Origin of the sequence: Mycobacterium colombiense (assembly GCF_001672755.1) — a bacterium.
GTDB lineage: Bacteria > Actinomycetota > Actinomycetes > Mycobacteriales > Mycobacteriaceae > Mycobacterium > Mycobacterium colombiense_C.
Genome location: NZ_LZKI01000131.1, coordinates 21626 through 37638 on the forward strand (window position 1 = coordinate 21626; position 16013 = coordinate 37638).

General features: G+C 66.8%; 17 protein-coding genes. 8 read left to right on the forward strand and 9 right to left on the reverse strand.

Annotation, left to right across the window (positions count from 1 at the left end; translation table 11 throughout):
- Nucleotides 1–3: 3 nt before the first annotated feature.
- Together A5708_RS17680 and A5708_RS17685 are read right to left on the reverse strand one after the other, a co-directional pair.
- Nucleotides 4–1233 carry an acyl-CoA dehydrogenase family protein gene (locus tag A5708_RS17680; RefSeq protein ID WP_065029870.1) on the reverse strand — a complete coding sequence of 410 codons (1230 nt, stop codon included), beginning with the start codon at nucleotides 1231–1233 and terminating at the stop codon, nucleotides 4–6.
- 80 nt (nucleotides 1234–1313) lie between these two features.
- Nucleotides 1314–1703, reverse strand: a complete 390-nt coding sequence (locus A5708_RS17685) for a DUF1801 domain-containing protein (protein WP_065029871.1) — start codon at nucleotides 1701–1703, stop codon at nucleotides 1314–1316.
- 198 nt (nucleotides 1704–1901) lie between these two features.
- Here A5708_RS17685 and A5708_RS17690 point away from each other — a divergent pair, with 198 nt between their 5' ends.
- From A5708_RS17690 to A5708_RS17700, 3 genes are all read left to right on the forward strand, one after another.
- Complete coding sequence (locus A5708_RS17690) at nucleotides 1902–2708, forward strand: acyl-CoA thioesterase (RefSeq protein ID WP_065029872.1); 807 nt, start codon at nucleotides 1902–1904, stop codon at nucleotides 2706–2708.
- Nucleotides 2709–2770: 62 nt separating this feature from the next.
- The gene (locus tag A5708_RS17695; protein ID WP_065029873.1) at nucleotides 2771–3289 is read left to right on the forward strand and encodes a nuclear transport factor 2 family protein; all 519 of its coding nucleotides are present in this window, start codon (nucleotides 2771–2773) and stop codon (nucleotides 3287–3289) included.
- Nucleotides 3290–3296: 7 nt separating this feature from the next.
- The gene (locus tag A5708_RS17700) at nucleotides 3297–4397 is read left to right on the forward strand and encodes an NAD-dependent epimerase/dehydratase family protein (RefSeq protein WP_065029874.1); all 1101 of its coding nucleotides are present in this window, start codon (nucleotides 3297–3299) and stop codon (nucleotides 4395–4397) included.
- Here A5708_RS17700 and A5708_RS17705 read toward each other — a convergent pair.
- On the reverse strand, nucleotides 4394–5365 hold the full coding sequence (locus A5708_RS17705; RefSeq protein ID WP_065029875.1) for an aldo/keto reductase: 972 nt from the start codon (nucleotides 5363–5365) through the stop codon (nucleotides 4394–4396). The two genes, A5708_RS17700 and A5708_RS17705, sit on opposite strands and share 4 nt — an antisense overlap.
- Nucleotides 5366–5457: 92 nt before the next feature.
- On the opposite strand from A5708_RS17705, the gene A5708_RS17710 reads away from it, so the two are divergent.
- Together A5708_RS17710 and A5708_RS17715 are read left to right on the forward strand one after the other, a co-directional pair.
- On the forward strand, nucleotides 5458–6792 hold the full coding sequence (locus tag A5708_RS17710; protein ID WP_065029876.1) for an acyltransferase family protein: 1335 nt from the start codon (nucleotides 5458–5460) through the stop codon (nucleotides 6790–6792).
- A 110-nt stretch (nucleotides 6793–6902) separates the two neighbouring features.
- Nucleotides 6903–7736 (forward strand): pyridoxamine 5'-phosphate oxidase family protein, encoded by an 834-nt coding sequence (locus tag A5708_RS17715; protein WP_231117945.1) that lies wholly within the window; start codon nucleotides 6903–6905, stop codon nucleotides 7734–7736.
- Nucleotides 7737–7796: 60 nt separating this feature from the next.
- On the opposite strand, the gene A5708_RS17720 is transcribed toward A5708_RS17715, so the two are convergent.
- A complete protein-coding gene (locus A5708_RS17720) occupies nucleotides 7797–8447 on the reverse strand; it encodes a TetR/AcrR family transcriptional regulator (RefSeq protein ID WP_065029878.1) in 651 nt (216 codons plus the stop codon).
- Nucleotides 8448–8546: 99 nt separating this feature from the next.
- Here A5708_RS17720 and A5708_RS17725 point away from each other — a divergent pair, with 99 nt between their 5' ends.
- Genes A5708_RS17725 through A5708_RS17735 form a run of 3 tightly spaced genes read left to right on the forward strand, consistent with a single transcriptional unit; the run spans nucleotide 8547 to nucleotide 12129 of the window.
- Nucleotides 8547–9677: a VOC family protein gene (locus A5708_RS17725; protein WP_065029879.1), complete on the forward strand. Its 1131-nt coding sequence runs from the start codon at nucleotides 8547–8549 to the stop codon at nucleotides 9675–9677.
- Nucleotides 9674–10612 carry a fumarylacetoacetate hydrolase family protein gene (locus A5708_RS17730; RefSeq protein ID WP_065029880.1) on the forward strand — a complete coding sequence of 313 codons (939 nt, stop codon included), beginning with the start codon at nucleotides 9674–9676 and terminating at the stop codon, nucleotides 10610–10612. The genes A5708_RS17725 and A5708_RS17730 overlap by 4 nt, the downstream gene beginning before the upstream one ends.
- Nucleotides 10609–12129 (forward strand): bifunctional 3-(3-hydroxy-phenyl)propionate/3-hydroxycinnamic acid hydroxylase, encoded by a 1521-nt coding sequence (locus tag A5708_RS17735; protein WP_231117946.1) that lies wholly within the window; start codon nucleotides 10609–10611, stop codon nucleotides 12127–12129. Before A5708_RS17730 ends, A5708_RS17735 begins: the two co-directional genes overlap by 4 nt.
- A 5-nt stretch (nucleotides 12130–12134) precedes the next feature.
- On the opposite strand, the gene A5708_RS17740 is transcribed toward A5708_RS17735, so the two are convergent.
- From A5708_RS17740 to A5708_RS17760, 5 genes are all read right to left on the reverse strand, one after another.
- Nucleotides 12135–13022 (reverse strand): universal stress protein, encoded by an 888-nt coding sequence (locus A5708_RS17740; protein ID WP_065029882.1) that lies wholly within the window; start codon nucleotides 13020–13022, stop codon nucleotides 12135–12137.
- 99 nt (nucleotides 13023–13121) lie between these two features.
- On the reverse strand, nucleotides 13122–14036 hold the full coding sequence (locus tag A5708_RS17745) for a formate/nitrite transporter family protein (RefSeq protein WP_065029883.1): 915 nt from the start codon (nucleotides 14034–14036) through the stop codon (nucleotides 13122–13124).
- Complete coding sequence (locus tag A5708_RS17750) at nucleotides 14033–14302, reverse strand: hypothetical protein (protein WP_065029884.1); 270 nt, start codon at nucleotides 14300–14302, stop codon at nucleotides 14033–14035. Before A5708_RS17750 ends, A5708_RS17745 begins: the two co-directional genes overlap by 4 nt.
- Nucleotides 14299–14931: an RNA polymerase sigma factor gene (locus A5708_RS17755; RefSeq protein ID WP_065029885.1), complete on the reverse strand. Its 633-nt coding sequence runs from the start codon at nucleotides 14929–14931 to the stop codon at nucleotides 14299–14301. Before A5708_RS17755 ends, A5708_RS17750 begins: the two co-directional genes overlap by 4 nt.
- 10 nt (nucleotides 14932–14941) lie before the next feature.
- Entirely contained in the window at nucleotides 14942–16009 is a 1068-nt protein-coding gene (locus tag A5708_RS17760; RefSeq protein ID WP_065029886.1) for an acyl-CoA dehydrogenase family protein, read from the reverse strand.
- Nucleotides 16010–16013 lie beyond the last annotated feature (4 nt).

Consider the following 16013-nt stretch of genomic DNA (forward strand, 5'->3'; position numbering starts at 1 on the left):
TCCTTAGCTTTTGCCGCGGCGCACCTGATTGAAAGGCACACCGCGGTCGTCGGCTCGCTCGCGCGGGAAGTTCAGCACCCGCTCGCCGATCACATTGCGCGCCATCTCGGTGGTACCGCCGCCGATGCTCGCGGTCTGGCGGCCCAGGTAGCGCGTCCCGATATCGACCAACCCGCCATCGTCGTCGACCACGGCAGCCGGGCCCGCTACGGCCAGCGCCGTGTCGGTCTCGACGTCGTGCACCTCGGCCATGTACAGCCGGATGATGGACCCGGCGGCGGGCGGCAGTGATCCGCCGGCCACGGCGTGGAAGACGTGCTCACTGAGTTGGCCATGCACGGCCCGGTGCACCAGCGCCCGGCCGACCATCTCCTCGAGTCGTTGGTTGCCGGCCTGGTTCGTCTTTTCGAGCAGCGATATCAGATCGACCGAAACATCATGGGCCTCAGCGATTCCCGGCCCGCTGGTGTACTCCGAGCCGTCCCCCATCGTGCGCCGCTCGTGGTAGAGCTGCCGTGACGCGACGTCCCATCCCTTGCCCGGTTCACCCACCACCGCGTCGTCGCCCACGTCGACGTCGTCAAAAAACTCCTCGCAGAACTCGATGGAGCCGTTGACCTGCTGGATGCGGTTGATGGTGACACCGGGATGGTGCAGCGGCACCAGAAACATCGTCAGCCCGTCGTGTTTGGGCACGTCCCAGTTGGTCCTGGCCAGGCACAGGCCATAGTCGGCGGCGAACGCCCACGTGCTCCAGGTCTTGGCGCCGTTGATGATCCATCGTCCGTCCCGGCGCTCGGCGCGGGTGATGACGCCCGCCAGATCCGATCCCCCGTTGGGCTCGGACAGCAACTGCACCAGCACCTCGTCGCCGCGCAATGCGGCGGCGATGTGTGCGCGCTTCTGCTCCTCGCTGCCCATGTCGAGAATCGTTGCGCAGCAGATGGCGAACGACGGGACGTTGAGCAGGAGCGGAGTCTCATACCCCTGGGACTCGACGTCGAACGCCTTCTTGTATTCGTAGCTCAGTCCGAGCCCGCCATACTCGCGCGGGAAACAGATCCCGGCGAATCCGCCGTCCCACAGCAGCTTTTGCAGTTCGCGAGCCCGGTGCCAGGACGGCAACTCATCGCGCTCCAGCTGCGCCGCCTTGGCCGGATCGAGTCGTGGCATGGTCGCGGCCAGCCAGGCCCTGGCCCGGCTCCGAAATTCCTCGACCGACTCGGCAGTCACCGGATGGCCTCTCGTTCGAGCGTCGACCTTGTGCTGGGCGACTGTACAGCACCGCCCCGCGGGTGTACAGGTCGGCGCCTTCAGGACCCGTTCAATGCCACCGCGGCGCGAATGATCGCCGCCAACGCCTTCTCATCGATCTTGTCGCCCTCGTGGAAGTCGATCGCGCGTCTGGTGTTTCCGTCCAGGCTGGAGTTGAACAGGCCCGCGGGATCCTGCAGCGACGCGCCCTTGGCGAACGTCATCTTCACGACGTTCTTGTACGTCTCGCCGGTGCAGATCATCCCGTCGTGATACCAGGTGGGAACGCCCCGCCACTTCCACTCTTCGACCACGTCGGGGTCGGCCTTCTTGATCAGTTGCCTGATGCGCGCAAGCATCTCACCGCGCCAATCCCCCAACTCCTTGATCCTGGCGTCGATCAGTTCGGCGGGAGATTTGGCTGCGGCGTCATCCTGGGGGGTCGCCATCGTGGCTCGCTTTCGGTGAGGTTGTCGCTCGCCGGACCGTACATCAACCGATGGTGTTCGCCGCGGCCACACGCCAAGACCCCGTGTCCGGCGGCGAGGGCACCCGCAAGTAATCTGCGGTCGACTCGTGCCAGGTCCTGTGACGATTGCGCGGCCCGGCCGTACGGCGCTGCCCGCCCTGGCGAACAAGGAACCCACATGACCGATACACATCCCTTCGACGAAGCCCTCCAGCTCGACCTGATCGGCGCAAACGTCAGGCGCGGCCGCACGCACCCGGAGTGGGCCAACATGGTGGGACCGTTCGGAGGGATCACCGCCGCCGTCATGCTGCGCGCCGTCGAGGCACACCCCGATCGCATCGGGGAACCACTGGCCCTGACCGTCAACTACGCCGCTCCCATCGCCGACGGCGACTTCGACATCACACTGCGGGCCGCGCGCACCAACCGGACCAATCAGCACTGGATCGTCGAGCTCAGCCAGGACGACGTGGTCAAGACGACGGCGACCGCGATCTTCGCGGTCCGGCGCGAGAGCTGGGCCGACACGGAGAGCCACCCGCCGAGCGCGCCGCCGCCAGAGCAGGTGCCCGCTGTCGATCCGGGCCTCGTTCGATGGACCAGCCTTTACGACACCCGCTACGTAGAGGGCGCGATGCCCGGCAAGGGTGGGGATCCGAGCCCGTCGTCCACGTCCACCCTGTGGGTCCGCGACGGCGCGGGACGCCCGGTCGACTATCCCGCACTCGCCGCGCTGTGCGACATCTTCTACCCGCGGGTGTTCCTGCGTCGCGGCGGCTTCGTCCCGTCTGGGACCATCTCGCTGACCACGTATTTCCACGCCGACCAGCCCCAGCTCGACGCCCTGCACAATGACTTCGTGCTGGCCACCGCGCATGCGAACCGTTTTTCCCGCGGCTATTTCGACCAGAGCGCGAAAGTGTGGACCGCCGACGGCGGGCTGCTGGCCACCACACATCAGATCGTCTACTTCAAAGGATGACGGGTTTACACTTCGCCAGTGGAACGTCACGCGGGGACGCTTACCCGAAGAATCGAGCCGTAATGACAGAGCGCGCGGAGGGCCTGGTGGCCGAGACGCTGCCGGCGATCGAAGCCATCAAACAGCTCAAAGCCCGCTATTGCCGCCACCTGGACACGAAGGACTGGGCGGCATGGCGGACGATCTTCGCCGACGACTTCGTCAGCGACACGTCGGAAGCCGGCGGCAAGGTCATCGCCGGCGCCGACGATTTCGTGGCGTTCACCCGCCGCGCCCTTGCCCGCCCGACGCAGCCCACCGCCCACCAGGTGCACACCCCCGAAATCGAGCTCACCTCGGCGACGACTGCGCGCGGTATATGGGCACTGCAAGACGTGGTCCGATTCGGGCCCGGGGTGACCTTGGTCGGCTACGGCCACTACCACGAGACCTACGAGAACATCGCCGGCGTGTGGCTTATCAAGAGCTCCAAGCTAACTCGACTCCGCGAGGACATCATGACGCCGTTCTTCTCGATCTACGTCTCCCCCCGGGTTCGCACGGCGATCGGCCGGATCGCCGGCCGCCTGATGGATCGGTGACAAGCCCATGACAGTCGATACCGTATTGGTCACCGGCGCGTTCGGGCAGATCGGTAAGCGCTGCACGCAGATCCTGCTGGAGCGGGGACGGACCGTCGTCGCGATGGACCTGCGCAACGACAACACGGTCGCCGCCGAACAAGAACTCGCCGCCGGCGGGCAGCCGGGGACGCTGATTCCCGCGTACACCGATCTCCTGGACGCCGAGGCGGTGAGCGAGCTCGTCGCGGCTCATCAGCCCGGAGCCGTCGTCCACCTGGCCGCCGTGGTCTCCCCGCTGTCCTACCGCAACCCCGGGCTGGCCCGGCGCGTCAACGTCGGTGGCACCGAGAACCTTTTGGCGGCCTGCTCGACGCTCCCCCGCCCGCCGCTGTTCCTGATGGCCTCCAGCGCCGCGGTGTACGGATCGCGCAACCCCTACCGCCAGCCCGAGCGCATCACCCCGGACACCCCGGTGAACCCCATCGATCAATACGGCCAGGACAAGGTGCTCGCCGAGGCGGCCATCCGCGGCAGCGGACTGCCGTACGCGCTCTTCCGGCTGGGCGGCGTCATCTCGCCGGACACCCACACGACCGTCAACGGCGACTCCCTGTTGCTGATGCGATCGATGCCCGGTGACAACCGCATGCATGCGGTGGACGCGCGCGACGTGGCGCTGGCATTCGCCAACGGGGTCGATCGCGAGGCGACCATCTCCGGCAAAGTCGTGCTCATCGGCGGCAACGAGTCCTACGTGCTGACGCAGCGCGGGCTCGAGGACAGCATGATGCAGGCCATCGGCGTGGGCCCGCTGGGCCCGTCGGCGAGCCTGCCCGGTGACCCGGCCGACGACCGCGGCTGGAGTTTCACCGGCTGGTACGACACCACCGAAGCGCAGGCGCTGCTGGACTTTCAGGAGCACGACTGGAGCCAGACGCTGGCGTGGATGGCCGAATCGCAGGGCCGTCTGCGCCTGCTGCTGCGGGTGCTTGCCCCGGTGCTGCGGCCGGCGTTGCGTGCGGTTCTGATCGTTCAGCGCCGGCTCGAGGGACGCGGCCCCTACGCCGACCCGTGGTCGCTGATCGAAAAGAAGTACGGCACAGCGGCATTGGCGAGCGTCGACTAGCGGTCGATCCAGGCCATTTGCGCCTCGGCGTGGTGCCCTCCGACGGGCGGGGTGAGTCCATCGAGTCTGGCCAGTTGGTCGGCGGACAGTTCCACCGCGTCGGCACCGACGTTCTCTTCCAGGCGCGTGACACGCTTGGTTCCCGGAATGGGCACGATGTCAGGACCTTTCGCAAGCAGCCAGGCCAGGGCGACCTGAGCCGGCGTCGCGCCGACGTCCGCGCTGATGTCGCGCACCTCGTCCGCGCACCGCAGGTTGTGCTGAAAGTTGTCGTCGAAGAACCGCGGGTTGGTCTTGCGGTAGTCGGTATCGGGTAGCTCCCGGGTGGAGCGGATGGCGCCGGTGAGGAAGCCACGACCCAGCGGCGAATAGGCGACGAACCCGATCCCCAACTCGCGCAGCGCCGGCAGGATCTCGTCTTCTTGATCGCGTGTCCACAGCGAGTATTCCGATTGGACGGCCGTAACGGGGTGCACCGCGTGGGCGCGACGAATGGTGTCCACGCCGACTTCGGACAGGCCGATGTGCCGGATCTTCCCGGCGGCGACCAGCTCGGCCAGCGCACCGACCGTCTCTTCGATCGGGGTCTGGCGGTCGAGGCGGTGCTGGTAATACAGATCGATATGGTCGGTCGCCAACCGTTGCAGCGAACCGTCCACGGCGACGCGGATGCTGGCGGGGCTGCTGTCGAGGCCGTCGCGACCAGTGTGCGAAATCAGCCCGAATTTGGTTGCCAGGACTACTTGATCGCGTCGTCCCTGCAGGGCACGGGCCAGAAGTTCCTCGTTGACGTACGGGCCGTAGACCTCGGCGGTGTCGATCAGCGTGACACCCAGATCGATGGCGCGATGAACGGTGCGGATCGATTCGGCGTCGTCACTGCCCGCGCCGGCATAGGCCACCGACATCCCCATCGCGCCCAATCCGAGGCGACCGACCTGCAATTCGGCGAGTTGAGCCAATTTCATGGGATGTCTCCTGTTCTACGGTTGCGCGAGACCCCGCTGAGTGCCGGACGGTACCGTGGCGCTGTGTATCGCGTCGAGCTTCCCCCGATCTGATGGACCACGCAAACACCCCGCGGCCGGCCCGCAATCTGGCGGTCGACTACTACCGAGTGTCGGGCGTGGTGCTGATCGTGCTGGGACACTGGCTGGCCGGATCGGTGACCTACCACGACGGGCAGTTCGGGCGGCAGAACCCGCTCGTCGACCTGCCCTGGACCCAGTGGCTGACGTGGCCCTTCCAGGCGGTGCCGGCGTTCTTCCTGGTTGCCGGCTACGCCGCCGCGGTGTCCTGGACCCATCGGCACGACACCGACGGGGTATCGCGTCGAACCTGGGTGCAGCACCGGTTGGCGCGGGTCCTCGGGCCGACGGCGGTGTACGTCGTGCTGGTGTCGCTGGTGGTGGTGGCGCTTGGCGCCTCCGGGGTGGCCGGCTCGGTGCTCGAGTACGCCGGCTGGGCGGTGGCGATGCACCTGTGGTTCCTGGCCGTGTATCTGGTCGTGGTCTCACTGACGCCGATTGCGATTGCCGCACAACGCCGTTGGGGACTGCTGGTGCCCGGTGTGCTCGCGTTGGCCGTCGCGATGGTGGATGTCGCCCGGCTCGCCGGGCACGTGCCCTACCTCAACTGGGTGAACTATCTGCTGGGGTGGGGCACGCTGTATCAGCTCGGGATCGCCTGGCACGGCGGATCATTGGCCGGGCGCAGGCCCTGGATACTGGCCAGTGCTTCCGCATTGGCGCTGGCGCTGCTGGTTTGGCTCAAGATTTATCCGGTCAGCATGATCGGCGTTCCCGGACAGACCATCGACAACACGACACCACCGACCGTGGCCCTGTTGGCGTTCGGGTGCGCCCAAACCGGAATCGCGATGGCGGTCGCGCCCGCGCTCAACCGTGCGCTACGCGCCATCCGCGTGGAGCGCGCGTTGTCGATCGCCAACAACAACATCATGGCCCTCTACCTGTGGCACATGATTCCCGTCGTGATCGTGGCGATTGTGGGTTATCCGGCCGGCCTGTTGCCGCAGCCACCCGAAGGTAGCGCGGACTGGTGGCTGGCCCGGCTGGAATGGGTGGTCATCCTGAGCGTCGTGACCGCGGTCGAAATGGTGCTGCTGTTTTGGGCGCGAAGGCTTTTCGCCGCTCCCCTGCCCCTGCTCGGTGTCTCGCTCACCGAGCGCTGGGCGGAGCCGGTGATGCTGGCGGGCGCAGCGATGGCGGCCTACGCGCTGTCCATGATTGCCGCCGAGGGCTTCGCTCCTGACGGGCGCTTTGCGTGGTTGACCGCAGTGATCTTCGCGGCCGGAGCGCTACTGGCGGCATTTCGCCCGGCGTCGCGCTCCGCAGCTCGTGCACAGGCGGCCCAGCAAGGCCGCGAGGCCTAACCCTGGCGCTAACAACCCTCGGGCCCGCCCGTGCCGCCAGGAAGCATTACGTCGGTGCGGTTGTTACGAAGGGCATGACCGCGACGGGTTTCCACGAGGGAGAACTGTCAATGCAGCGCCGAGCGGGTGTCGAAGCCGAGGCCGGACGGCTCGAGAGCATGCTTGACTCGTCGGATCTGTCCCGAGGCGCCGCCCGCTTTCTCGCGTCACAGCGGTTCGCCGCGCTGACCGGACGCGACCACAACGGCCTACTCTGGGTATCGCCGCTGGCCGCGCCACCGGGTTTTCTCCGCGGTGCAGAGGGTGTCCTGCACGTGTCTGCCTCTCCCCGTGACGGGGATCCCCTGCATGAGATCCAGATCGGTCAGCAGGTCGGACTGATCGCCATCGACTTCGCCACCCGCCGCAGGCTACGGATAAACGGCGAACTTGTCGGCGCTGACCACAAGAGCATGACCGTCCGCGTCGACCAGTCGTACGGCAACTGCCCCAAGTACATTCACCGCCGCGCCATCGACGTCGCTAGTCTTGCTGCCCCTCCTTCGAAACGCGCGCAACGCGCAACGCTTCTCGGCCCGTCTGATCGGGCAATGATCGCAACGTCCGACACGTTCTTCTTGGGCACAAGCCATCCCACCCGCGGCAGCGATGCCTCACACCGCGGCGGCCAACCCGGATTTGTCCGCGTCGACACACCGGACCGGCTCTGGTGGCCGGATTTTCCGGGGAACAACATGTTCAACAGCTACGGCAACCTGGCGGTCGACGACAAAGCCGCCTTGCTGTTCCTCGACTTCGATACCGGCGCCAGTTTGCAGATCAGCGGGACCGCGCACGTGCGGTGGACCACGCCCTGCGCGGCCGGTGATGATGGCGCTGTTGGAAGGAATGTCGCATTCTCGGTCGACGCCGTCGCAACGCTAGCCGGTCGGTCCGTCCAATAAGTAGCGATGTCCGTCGATATGCCTTGAGCCACAACGTGATCGGGCGTCCGGTCACAATTGCTAAGCTTCGCCGAAGACACTGTCGGGCAACGGACGTCGACACACCGCACGCGCCTCGGCGGCACTGAGCCCGAACAGCCGCAGAACGCTCTCGGTGACAGTGTCGGCGGCGTGCGCGTCGTCGCGGTCCGGCTGATCCCGCAACAGGTTGCCCAGCCCCAGCAACGCACCCCCGGCCATGGCGAGGGCGAGTTCGGGATCGTCCACGGTGAACCTGCCGGCCTCGACGCCCGCCTTGATGTCGCGCAGCGCGCGTGGCGCCAGCCCATCGGGCGAGGACAACAGCGCCAACCCGTTGGCCAACAGAATCTGGCTCTCCTGCGGGCGTCGCCGGAAGAGCCGGCCGGTCAGCCGGAAACTGGTGGCGAACGTCTCGGCCGGGTCGTCGATGGAGTCGGTGAGCCGGTCCAGCATCGCCCCGTACGCGTCGAGTACGTCGGCGACGGCCGCGTCGAACAGCTGCTCCTTGCTGTCGAAGTGGTTGTAGAACGAACCCATCCCGACGTCGGCGGCCTGGGTGATCTCCAGGACCGGCACGTTGACCTTGCCCTCGGCGATCAGCCGTTGCGCGGCGCTGACCAGCGCCGCTCGGGTGCGCTGCTTGCGCCGCGCCAAGCGGTTGGGCGTCTGACGGTCGGGCATTGCGCTCATCTTCAGCAGTATGCATCAGTTATGAGGATTCCGTCAGAAACCTTGACTGAACGTTGACTCGTATGTGACGATTTCGTCAGTTAGTTTGGGAGACGGCTGATGAATCTGACCAACAGCGCCCCGCGGGGTGCGCACAGCCCGCAGGGTGCGCTACCCGGCGAGCACCCCGGCCGGTCGCGCGACCCGGTGATCAAAATCGTCGACATCGCCTGGCTGGTGTTCGAGCGACCGGACCTGACACGCGCCGAGACATTCGCGCGGGCCTTCGGTTTTCAGACGGCCCAGCGCACCCCGGACGAAGTGCAGTTGCGTGGCACGCTGCCCGGCGGACCGTGCCTCATCCTTCGTCGCGGACACAGGCGACGCTTCGCCGGGGTGGCGTTCCGCGCCTGCGACGAGGCGGACGTGTTGAGGTTGGCCGATGCCCACGGCGCTCGCACGCGGCCGCTTCCCGACGCCATCGGTGGCATCGCGGTCGACCTGGTCGACCCCAGCGGGACACCGGTAAGCGTTGCCGCCGGCATGATCGAGCTACCGCAACTATCCGCGCAGCAACCTCTTTCGCTCAATTACGGAGCAGACCCGCAGCGCCTCAACGAAACCCAGCGTCCGCCGCGGGCACCCGCCCGCGTGTTGCGTCTGGGCCATCTGGTCATGCAGTCGACGAAGTACCTCGAGGCGCTGAACTGGTACCTGGACAACCTGGGGATGATCGTCAGCGACTTCTTGCACTTCCCCGGCCAGCGCGACCGGGGACCGACGATGAGCTTCATCCGCTGCGATCGAGGCCTCACCCCGGCCGACCATCACACGCTCGCGTTGGCGCTGGGTCCGGCCAACCGCTACATCCACTCGGCGTATCAGGTCAGCGACCTCGACGCCCTGGCCGCCGGCGGCGAATACCTGCGCGAGCGTGGATATTTCCGGTCCTGGGGAATCGGCAGACACATTCAGGGCAGCCAGATATTCGACTACTGGCGCGATCCCGACGGCTACCTGTTCGAGCACTTCACCGACGGCGACCTCTTCGACAACACCCTCGACCCCGGATGGGCACCGTTCAGCGCCTCCGGATTGGCCCAATGGGGGCCCGCGGCGAGCAGGGACTTCCTCGGCACGGACCTCAAATCTGCTCGACACGAACTGGTTTCGATCGCCACCGCACTGCGCACACGCAACGAATTCGATATCGGCCGCCTGGCCGGACTACTGAAAGTGCCTACCTCATGACCGTTTCCGTCCTGCACACCGCCGATGCCTGGTGGCTCAAAACCGCGAACGGTGCCGCAAAGATCGACACCGCCGCCACCAGCACCGCCGGGCTGCTTGCCGACCGGGCCGCTGTCGACGCGGCGGCCAACAGTACCGACATCGTGGAGCTCGACCGTCTACGATTGGTCTCGCCGGTGACCAGGCCGTGCCGGGTGATCGCCCAGATGACCAACTTCGAGTCGCACGTCAAGGACGCGGGCATGGACCCGTCGTCGGTTCCACTGACCTTCTTCCGCAAGGCGTCCGCGTCGATCAACGGCCCGTTCGACGACATCGTCAAACCGGCACACGTCAGGCTCCTCGACTACGAGGTGGAGATCGGGCTGGTGATCGGGCGCACGATCCCGGTCGGCACCACCGTCTGCGATGCCGACCTCGGCGACCTCATCGCCGGGCTGGTCGTCACCAACGACGTCTCGGCGCGCGATGTCCAGCTTCCCCAGACCCAGTTCTACGAGGCCAAGTCGTATCCGACGTTCACCCCGGTGGGCCCGGAGCTGGTGCTGCTCAGCGCGGACGAACTCAAGCGGTTCGGCGACCTGCGGCTGCGGTTGAGCGTCAACGGCGACGAGCGCCAGAACGCGCTCGTCGACCCCGACATGCTCTACCGGCCGCTGCAGGCCCTGCAGTCACTCACCCAGTTTCAGGAACTCGCGCCCGGCGACCTGGTGCTCACCGGAACCCCGGCTGGAACCGCATTGAGCGCTCCGCCGAAGCCGCTGCAGATCATCGGAAACCTGTTGCCGCCCAACCTCAAGTGGAAGGTGTTCTTCTCACGCCAGGCCGACAACACGAACTACCTGCAAGACGGTGACATCGTGGAGGCTTCGATCGGCACCGACGACGGTGCCATCGATCTCGGAACACAGCGCGCCACAGTACGATTCGCGTGAGCGACGGAGACGGTCGGCGCCGCTCGGTTGTCATAGTCGGCGCCGGACCGACGGGCATCACCGCCGCGACCCTGCTGGCGCAACACGACGTGGATTGCCTGGTGCTCGATCGTTGGCCCGCCGTGTACCCGCAGCCGCGGGCCGTGCACCTGGACGACGAGGTCTATCGCGTCCTCGCCCGTCTTGGCATCGCCGACGAGTTCGCGTCGATCTCCAGGCCCACGCTCGGGCTACGGTTGCTGGGAGCGGATTTCGGTGTCCTCGCCCAGTTCAACCGCGACCAATCGCGCGTCGCGAACGGCTTCCCGCAGGCCAACATGTTCGACCAGCCGGAGCTGGAGGCGCTGCTGCGCGCCAACCTCAAGCGCTACCCCAACGCACGGTTGCGCGGCAACGCCGAGGTCACCGAGATCACCGACGGCGCCGACGGCATCCGTGTCACGTTCACCGACCGCTCCGACGGTCACGTGGACCACGTGGACACCGACTATGTGCTGGGATGCGACGGCGCCAACAGCATGGTGCGCGAGCACATCGATGCCACGATGCGGGACTTGAACTTCGAACAGCGCTGGCTGGTCGTCGATGTCGCCACCGATGCCGATCTAGCCCAGTGGGAGGGCGTGCACCAGGTATGCGACCCTGCCCGCGCCGCAACCTACATGCGCATCGGAGATGCACGCTACCGATGGGAATTTCAACTGCTGGCCGACGAAAACGCCGATCAATTCGGCACATTGGATGCAGTACGGCCGTTGATCACACCCTGGACGGCAACGGTGGCCGACAGCGAGCTGACCCTGCTGCGCGTCGCGGAGTACACCTTTCGCGCTCAGATCGCCGATCGCTGGCGCCGAGGCAACGTGTTCCTTCTCGGCGACGCGGCGCACCTCACTCCCCCGTTCATCGGCCAGGGTATGGGAGCAGGGGTTCGGGATGCAGTCAACCTGGCGTGGAAGCTCGCCGCGGTCCAGCACGGCACCATGGGTGCGGACGTTCTGGACAGCTACGAACAGGAACGCGCGCCGCATACCCGACAGATGATCCGCTTGGCATTGGGCGTCGGCTGGGCGATGACCGGCGGTGGTCGCGTGGGCGACGCGGCCCGCCGGCTGGTGTTGCCGCGGCTGCGCTTCATCCCGGGCCTGCGCCACCGGATCGTCGATTCCACGACCCCGCCGCTGCATTGCTCTGCGCTGGTGTGCAATTCGCGCGGGCTCGCCGGCAGGCTCTGCCCGAATCCCTTGCTGCGCGATGGCCGGCGCCTGGATGATGCGCTCGGCGCGGGTTTCGCGCTGATCACCACGGTTCGCCCGGCGGCCGCCGACGAAGCGTCCCTGCGGCGCCGCGGCGTCGTCATCCTGGTCGCCCAGCCCGGCGATGACCTGGCGACGTGGTTGCGCCGCGGGCGCGCCGACGCCGCCGTGGTGCGCCCCGACCGGACCGTCGCAGGGGCCGGACGCGACGTTGCGGCGTTGTGCGCGTGGATAACCGGAGTGCTACGCGAACGGCGGTGACGGGCCTATTTGGAGGGCGGCCGAGCGACGATGACCGGCACCCGGACCGAGTGCAGGACCGCGTTGCTGACCGAGCCCAATAGCATCCTGCTCAGCCCACCCCGACCATGACTGCCGACGACCACCAGCTGCGCAGCATCCGCATTGTCGATGAGGTGCCGCGCCGCCCGATCCCGGGCGACGAAGCGATGGATGGAGACGTCGGGATAGCGTTCTTGCCAGCCCGCCAGGCTCTCGGCCAGGCTGCGTTGCGCTTCGCCTTCGACTGCCGGCCAGTCGATGTCGAAAACCTCGACCACCGCGGCGTCACTCCATGCGTGAATGGCCACCAGGTCCGTACCGCGACGCGAAGCCTCGTCGAAGGCGATTTCCGTCGCGAGCTCGGACGCCGGTGAGCCGTCGGTGCCCAACAGGACGTAACCATTCCGCGGATCCGGCAGCTCACCGTCCCGGACGACCGCGACCGGACAATTCGCGTGCCGCACCACGGCCGAGCTCACCGACCCGAGCAGACCACGTGCCAACAGCCCGCGCCCGGAGCTGCCCATGACGATCATCTCCGCCGCATCCGACATCTTCAGCAGGGCCGGCACCGGGGGCGAATACACGAGTTTCCTGCCGATGGGCACCGCGCGGTCGGCCCGCACCACGTCTTCGGCGATTTTCGTCGCGTGCATGATCGCCTTTTTGCCTTCGTCTTCCAGGCTGGTGACGAGGGATTCGGGGTACGGAACCGGCGGGAACGTTGCGGTGGGAGTCGACACCGCGTGGACGACGGTCAGCGGGATGTTTCTCATCGCCGCCTCCCGGGCCGCCCAGGCCGCGGCGGCAGTTGACGCCGGCGAACCGTCGACCGCGACGACGATACCGAGTTCTTTGACGGGTGCGGACATTACGTTCTCCCTCCATCGTCACCCACGCTATCCGAGGAGGGCGTGTCAGTCGTGGGGCTTTAGTCCTCAACCGTCGGGCCGGAGGTCTCCCGTCGCCGGCTAGATCTCGCGGCGTTGCAGTTGCGCGATGATCCAGAACGGCAACGCCACGAACACGGTGCCGCCGATGAGGTTGCCCAGCGTGGTGGTGCCGATGTTGGTGAGCAGACCGTGTTGACCGAAACCCCAACCGACAGTGCCGCGCGGTGCGACCGGGTGAAAGAGGTTGAGCAGCAAAGGAAGACCGAGAAATCCGACATTGGCGATCACGTGCTGGGTGCCGCCGATGACGAAGGCGAACGGCCCGTAGAACGCGAACGCCATCCGGGCCACGTCACTGCGGGCCTTGAAGAACATGCACATCGAGGTCTGCAGGAACCACGTGCAAACGACGGCGAGCAGCAGTGCCGTCCAGAAGGGCTGGCCGGCCTTCAGCGTGCCGACGGTCGCGGCTCGCTCGGCGAACGCGCCCAGGTAGGGGCCGCCGGCCGCGGCGCACACCGTGACGAACACCAGCGCGCCGAGAATGTTGCCGATGAGTCCGACGGTGACCAACACGATGTAGCCGCGCACGCTCAGCGTGCGCTTGAGCACGGCGAGAAAGCCGGCGGCCATGTCCGCGGTGATCAGTGACATGGCCGACACCAGGATGAGGACGAAAGACATCCCGAAGGCCAGGCCCATCAAAAGGCTTGCCACACCAGGGGTCTTGACCCCGGTGCTCACCACCAGCGACAGCAGGGCGCCGAACGCCACCATCACACCGCCCACCAACGAGCGCATCAGGAATGCCCAGGGGTGCGCGGCCTTTTCCACCGCCATGGCCGCCACCCGATCCACCATCGCGCCCACCGACAGCGGCTCGAACGGATCCTCGGGCGGGCCGCTTGCCCTGACGCCCGATGGGAACGCGGTCACGTTATCCGCGACCGCGGCATCGCTTTTCAGCTGCGGCGCTTGCGCGTTGATCGTCATCCGTGTTCGCCTTTCCTCAAGGTGTTGATCGCGTTGATGACACCGGCAACGTGGTCCTCGCTGAGCTGCTCACCGTCGAAGACGTGGCTGAGCAGGATCTTGAGGTCGAGCATCTGTTGCAGATAGATCAGGCATGGTGGGCATTCGTCGAGGTGCTTGGCGACGATCGGTCCCCACTGTTGCGGGTCGGAGTCGACGAGATCGTCGACCAGGCGCACGAAGTCGACGCAATCGATGGCGGGAACGGTGTTGTCATGAACGGTCATCGTTGGTACCGCTTTTCCAATTCGGCTCGGAGATTTCCCCGGGCGCGGTAGAGCAGCGCCCGCTGCGCCTCGGCGGACAGTTCGAGCAGCGCGGCCGCCTCGTCCGCCGAGGTTCCGACGATGTCACGCAAGATGACCAGTTGCCGCTGCCGTTCGGGCAACGCGTCCAGCGCCGCCCGCACGTAGCCGAGGAGTTCGTTTTCGACGGTGTGATCTTCGGGGAGAAACCGCCGCGACGGCGGCAGGCGCCAATGCCCGGCATCGGGATGACCGGCGGGATGCATGCGGTCCGACAGCGGGTCGTCGGCCTCACCCTCCGCGGCGGCGGCCAGCACCTCATGGTGACGGATCCGCGATTCCCGTCGCCGGTGCCGGGATGCGGTGTGTTTCACGATGCCGAACAGCCAGGTGCTCACCGATGAACGGCCCTGAAACGAATCCGACGACTGCAGCACCTGCACCCATGCCTCCTGCACGGCTTCCTCGGCGACCGTCGCTGAATCCACCATGGTGCGAGCGAAATTCACCATCGGCCGGTGAAAATCGCGCACCAGGCTGGCCAGCGGCACCCCGCCGACCAGGCGTTCGGATTCGGTGCCCTCCGGCGGCACCGCCACCGGAGTCACCATCGACCCGCGCTCAGGCGCATCTGGCCAGTTCCCAGCGCAGTTGCCCTTCGGACGGCGACTGGACGGGGATGAACGCGGCCTCCCGATAGCGCCGGCTTGCCGGCGTCCTGCTCGCGTACCCCTTTCCGCCGGCGGTACGGATCTCCAGATCAGCACTGGCGCTGGACAATTCGGCCGCCGTAAGACGTAGGGACAGCAGCTCCTTCTTGGCGGGTGGCTCGGCTCCTCCGACGGCCGCGGCCAGGTTTGCCAGCGCGGCTTCGGCGCCGATCAGCTTCTGCGTGACGCGGTCGACATCGTCACCGAAGACCGCGTTGACGCCGTCGAGCCCCAGCCGGGCCTGATCCAGGGTCGTCCGGGTCAGCCCCAGGCACATGGCCGACTGCAGGACAAGGAATGTCGGGCGCACCGCCTGCAGGAAACCATCGAAGTCGCGCGACAGCACTTGTTCGGCGGGAACGTAGGCGCCGTCCAGGTTCAGGTAGGAGGAGGCGGTGCTGCCCATGGCCAGCAGATCGAAATGCTCGCCGACGACCACCCCGGGCGTGCCCAGGGCCAGCGCGACGATCAATTTCTCGCCGGCATCGGTACGCACCGCGGTCACCATCGTCGAGTCGGGATATAGATTGCTTGCCCACCTGATCGGGCCCGACACCTGGTAGCCGCCGGCCACGGATGTGGCGGTCAGCTCCACGCTGCCGCACCCGGCCACCTCCTTGAACGCCGCGGCCATGCCGGTGACCCCCAGCACCGTTCCCGAAAGCAACGGTGCGACCGCAGTAACACTGAATTCGGTTGCGGCCGTGAGCAAATACTCGACCGCCATGCGATGGGCCCACAACGAGAACCCGGTGCTCATGCATGCCCCGGAGATCACCCGAATCACCTCGGCCATCGCCGGAAGCCGGTTGTCGATGTTGCCCGGGGCGCCGATCCCGAGCAGTCCCGCCTCCCCCAGCCTGGGGAAGCTGCGACGGGAATGATCTTCGCCGCGGTCCAGCGCGGCGGCGTGAGCCCGAATATCCTCCAACAGTTCGACATCCAGCGTGCCGGCCGCGGGATCGATGGTCGCCGTCATTGCA